Origin of the sequence: Saccharomonospora iraqiensis subsp. iraqiensis, from assembly GCF_000430445.1 — a bacterium.
GTDB classification, from domain to species: Bacteria; Actinomycetota; Actinomycetes; order Mycobacteriales; family Pseudonocardiaceae; genus Saccharomonospora; species Saccharomonospora iraqiensis.
Genome location: NZ_KE387127.1, coordinates 1 through 4,069, shown reverse-complemented (window position 1 = coordinate 4,069; position 4,069 = coordinate 1). Strand labels below are relative to the sequence as shown.

Here is a 4,069-nt window from a genome sequence, read left to right as displayed (position 1 = left end):
CCTGCTGGCCTCGCACGCCGAGGCGACGGAGGCGGGCCCGGTGACCTCCCCGATGCCGGGCACGGTGCTGGTGGTGAAGGCCGAACCTGGGCAGGTCGTCGCCGCCGGTGCGCCGTTGCTGGTGGTCGAGGCCATGAAGATGGAGCACACCATCACCGCGCCGGTCGACGGCGTGGTCACCGAACTGAACGTGCGTGCGGGCCAGCAGGTCGCGCTCGACGAACCACTCGCCCTGGTGACCCCGGAGGAAGGCACAGCATGATCGACGACCGGCTCGACGAGGAGTACGAGGCGCTGCGGCGGACCGTGCGGGACTTCGCGCGCGCCGAGGTGGCCCCGGTGATCGGGGACTACTACGAACGCGAGGAGTTCCCGTACGACCTGGTCGCGGGGATGGCCGGGATGGGCCTGTTCGGCCTGCCGTTCCCCGAGGAGCACGGCGGCATGGGCGGGGACTACTTCGCGCTGTGCCTGGCGCTGGAGGAACTCGCCCGGGTCGACTCCTCCGTGGCGATCACGCTGGAGGCCGGGGTCTCGCTCGGCGCGATGCCGCTGTACCGGTTCGGCACCGAGGAACAGAAGCGGCGGTGGCTGCCCGCGCTGTGCGCGGGTGAGAAGCTCGGCGCGTTCGGTCTCACCGAGCCCGGCGGCGGCTCCGACGCCGGGGCCACGCGGACGTCGGCGACCCTGGACGGGGACGAGTGGGTGATCAACGGCAGCAAGTCGTTCATCACCAACTCCGGCACCGACATCACCAGCCTGGTCACCGTGACCGCCGTGACCGGCAGCAAGCCGGACGGCGGCAAGGAGATCTCGACGATCATCGTGCCCGCGGGCACACCCGGGTTCACGGTGGCGCCGAAGTACTCGAAGGTCGGCTGGAACGCCTCCGACACCCACGAGCTCGCGTTCGACGACTGCCGGGTGCCCGCGCAGAACCTGCTCGGCGAGCGCGGCCGCGGGTACGCGCAGTTCCTGTCCATCCTGGACGAGGGTCGGATCGCGATCGCCGCGCTGAGCGTCGGACTGGCGCAGGGGTGTGTCGACGAGTGCCTGCGTTACGTGCGTGAGCGGGAGGCGTTCGGCGGGCCCATCGGGCGGTACCAGACCATCCAGTTCAAGCTCGCCGACATGGAGATGCGGGTGCACACCGCGCGGCTGGCGTATTACCAGGCGGCGGCGAAGATGCTGCGCGGCGAGCCGTTCAAGAAGGAGGCGGCCATCGCGAAGCTGACCGCGTCCAACGCCGCGATGGACAACTCCCGCGAGGCCACCCAGATCTTCGGCGGCTACGGCTTCATGAACGAGACCCCGGTGGGCCGTTTCTACCGCGACGCCAAGATCCTGGAGATCGGCGAAGGCACCAGCGAGGTCCAACGCATGCTCATCGCCCGCGAACTCGGCCTCACCCCGGCGTGAGGTGTTGCCGTGAAGGGCACATTCACTGCGCCAGATGCAGTGAATGTGCCCCTCACGGCCCCTGACGCAGGGGAAGTGCCCCTCACGGCAACACCCGGGTGGCCCGCTCAGGAGGCCGCGCGGAGGGAGTCGTGGGTGGGGGCGTCCGGGACGCCGGGGGCGCGGTGGGTGGCGAACTCCCTGCGCAGAACGGGGACCACCTCCTCGCCGAGGATGTCCAGCTGCTCCAGCACGGTCTTCAGCGGCAGGCCCGCGTGGTCCATCAGGAACAGCTGACGCTGGTAGTCGCCGACGTACTCCCGGAAGCCCAGGGTGCGGTCGATGACCTGCTGCGGGCTGCCCACCGTCAACGGGGTCTGCGTGGAGAACTCCTCCAGGGACGGCCCGCCGCCGTACACCGGCGCGTGGTCGAAGTAGGGCCGGAACTCGCGCACCGCGTCCTGCGAGTTGGGCCGCATGAACACCTGGCCGCCGAGGCCGACGATCGCCTGCTCCGGGTCGCCGTGCCCGTGGTGGGCGAACCGTTCCCGGTACAGCGCCACCATCCGTTTCGTGTGCTCGGCGGGCCAGAAGATGTGGTTGTGGAAGAACCCGTCGCCGTAGTAGGCGGCCTGCTCGGCGATCTGCGGACTGCGGATCGAGCCGTGCCACACGAACGGTGGCACCCCGTCCAGCGGACGCGGGGTGGCCGTGAAGCCCTGCAACGGCGTGCGGAACCGGCCCTCCCAGTCCACGACGTCCTCCCGCCAGAGGCGGTGCAGCAGTTCGTAGTTCTCGATCGCCAGGGGAATGCCCTGGCGGATGTCCTGCCCGAACCACGGATACACCGGCGGGGTGTTGCCCCGGCCGAGCATCACGTCCACCCGGCCGTCGGCCAGGTGTTGCAGCATCGCGAAATCCTCGGCGATCTTCACCGGGTCGCTGGTGGTGATCAGGGTGGTCGCCGTGGACAGGATCAGCCGCTCGGTGCGGGCGGCGATGTAGCCGAGCATGGTCGTCGGCGACGACGGCACGAACGGCGGGTTGTGGTGCTCGCCGGTGGCGAAGACGTCGAGGCCGACCTCCTCGGCCTTGAGCGCGATCCGCACCATCGCCTTGATGCGCTCGTGCTCGGTGGGCGTACGCCCGTCGGTGGGGTCGGGCGTGACGTCCCCGACGCTGAAGACCCCGAACTGCATGTCGTCACCACGCTCACGAAGTAGTTGTCCGTTCAACTACCACTGTAGCGCGGTGCCGGTGCCCACCGTCCCCGGCCGGGTCCGGCGGGCACCGGATCACCTGGTCAGCCGTCCTGTGCGGGCAGGATGCGGCCGCGCACCTCGCCGAACCCGAGCCTGCCGCCGTCGGTGGCCGGTGCGGTCGCGGTGAGGGTCACCTCGTCGCCGTCGGCCAGGAACGTCCGCTGCTCCCCGTTGATCTCCAGCGGTTCTTTGCCGTTCCAGGTGAGCTCGATGAACGCGCCCCGCTGGTGCTTCTCCGGCCCGGAGATCGTGCCCGAGGCGTAGAGGTCGCCCGTGCGGCTGGTCGCGCCGTTGACCGTGAGGTGGGCCAGCATCTGCGCGGGCGACCAGTACATCTCCCGGTACGGCGGGCGGGAGACCTCCCGCCCGTTCCACTCCACGACGAACTCGATGTCCAGGCCCCAGTCCTGACGCTCGCGCAGGTACGGCAGCGGTTCGGGGTCCTGGCCGGGCAGCGGCACCCGGGCCGCCTCCAGCGCGGCGAGCGGCACCACCCACGGCGAGACCGAGGTGGCGAAGCTCTTGCCGAGGTTCGGGCCGAGCGGTACGTACTCCCACGCCTGGATGTCCCGGGCGGACCAGTCGTTGACCAGCACCGCGCCGAACACCCGGTCGGCGAACTCGTCGGTGGACACGGACTCACCCAGCGCGGACCCGGTGCCCACGACGAAGCCCAGCTCGGCCTCGATGTCCAGCCGTCGGGAGCCGCCGAACGACGGGACCTGCTCGTCGGGGGCCTTGCGCTGGCCGCTGGGCCGGACGATGTCGGTGCCGGAGACCACGACCGTGCCCGCGCGTCCGTGGTAGCCGACCGGCAGGTGCTTCCAGTTCGGCATCAGCGGCTCGGCGTCCGGGCGGAACAGCCTGCCGAGGTTGGAGGCGTGGTGCTCGGAGGCGTAGAAGTCGACGTAGTCGGCCACCTCCACGGGCAGGTGCAGCGTCACCTCCGACACCGGGTACACCGCGTGGTCCGGCACGTCGCCGGAGACCAGCTCGTGGACCCGGTTCCGCACCTCGTCCCAGCGGGCCCGGCCCTGGGCCATGAAGTCGTTCAACGACGGCCGGGCGAACACGTCGTCGCCGAGCGTGGCCGCCAGGTCGACCACCGAATCGGCGACCCGGACCCCGACCCGGGGGTCGGTGCCCGGGGTCGAGAACACGCCGTAGGGCAGGTTGGCGAGGCCGAAGGGGGAGCCCTCCGGGATGGTGATGCGGGTCACGTGCTGACTCCTTCTCCGCGCACGACCGACCCGTCGACCAGGCCGAGGTCGACGAGCTCGGCGAGCGGCTCGGTGATACTGCAGGTCCCGAACGACACGAACGCCTCCCGGGCGGCGGCGGTGCGCCGCGGCCCGAGCTCACGCACCCGGGAGGCGACCGTGCCGGCGTCCCGCTCGGCGAGCACGGCG

The 4,069-nt window shown here is 70.9% G+C and carries 4 protein-coding genes and 1 pseudogene; 2 read left to right on the top strand and 3 right to left on the bottom strand.

The window, feature by feature from the left end:
* Both ACTIR_RS24340 and ACTIR_RS0118880 read left to right on the top strand, forming a co-directional pair.
* Positions 1-262 (top strand): biotin/lipoyl-containing protein (locus tag ACTIR_RS24340; RefSeq protein WP_034241027.1); only part of this gene is annotated, 262 nt, incomplete at its 5' end.
* Positions 259-1,419, top strand: a complete 1,161-nt coding sequence (locus tag ACTIR_RS0118880) for an acyl-CoA dehydrogenase family protein (RefSeq protein WP_026455443.1) — start codon at positions 259-261, stop codon at positions 1,417-1,419. The genes ACTIR_RS24340 and ACTIR_RS0118880, both read left to right, overlap by 4 nt.
* Before the next feature lie 107 nt (positions 1,420-1,526).
* Here ACTIR_RS0118880 and ACTIR_RS0118875 read toward each other — a convergent pair whose 3' ends face one another.
* From ACTIR_RS0118875 to ACTIR_RS26910, 3 genes and pseudogenes are all read right to left on the bottom strand, one after another.
* Positions 1,527-2,597 (bottom strand): LLM class flavin-dependent oxidoreductase, encoded by a 1,071-nt coding sequence (locus tag ACTIR_RS0118875; RefSeq protein WP_026455442.1) that lies wholly within the window; start codon positions 2,595-2,597, stop codon positions 1,527-1,529.
* 104 nt (positions 2,598-2,701) lie between these two features.
* Positions 2,702-3,880, bottom strand: a complete 1,179-nt coding sequence (gene fahA / locus ACTIR_RS0118870) for a fumarylacetoacetase (protein ID WP_026455441.1) — start codon at positions 3,878-3,880, stop codon at positions 2,702-2,704.
* Positions 3,877-4,069: pseudogene (locus ACTIR_RS26910) on the bottom strand (hypothetical protein); the annotation flags it as partial. The gene fahA and the pseudogene ACTIR_RS26910, both read right to left, overlap by 4 nt.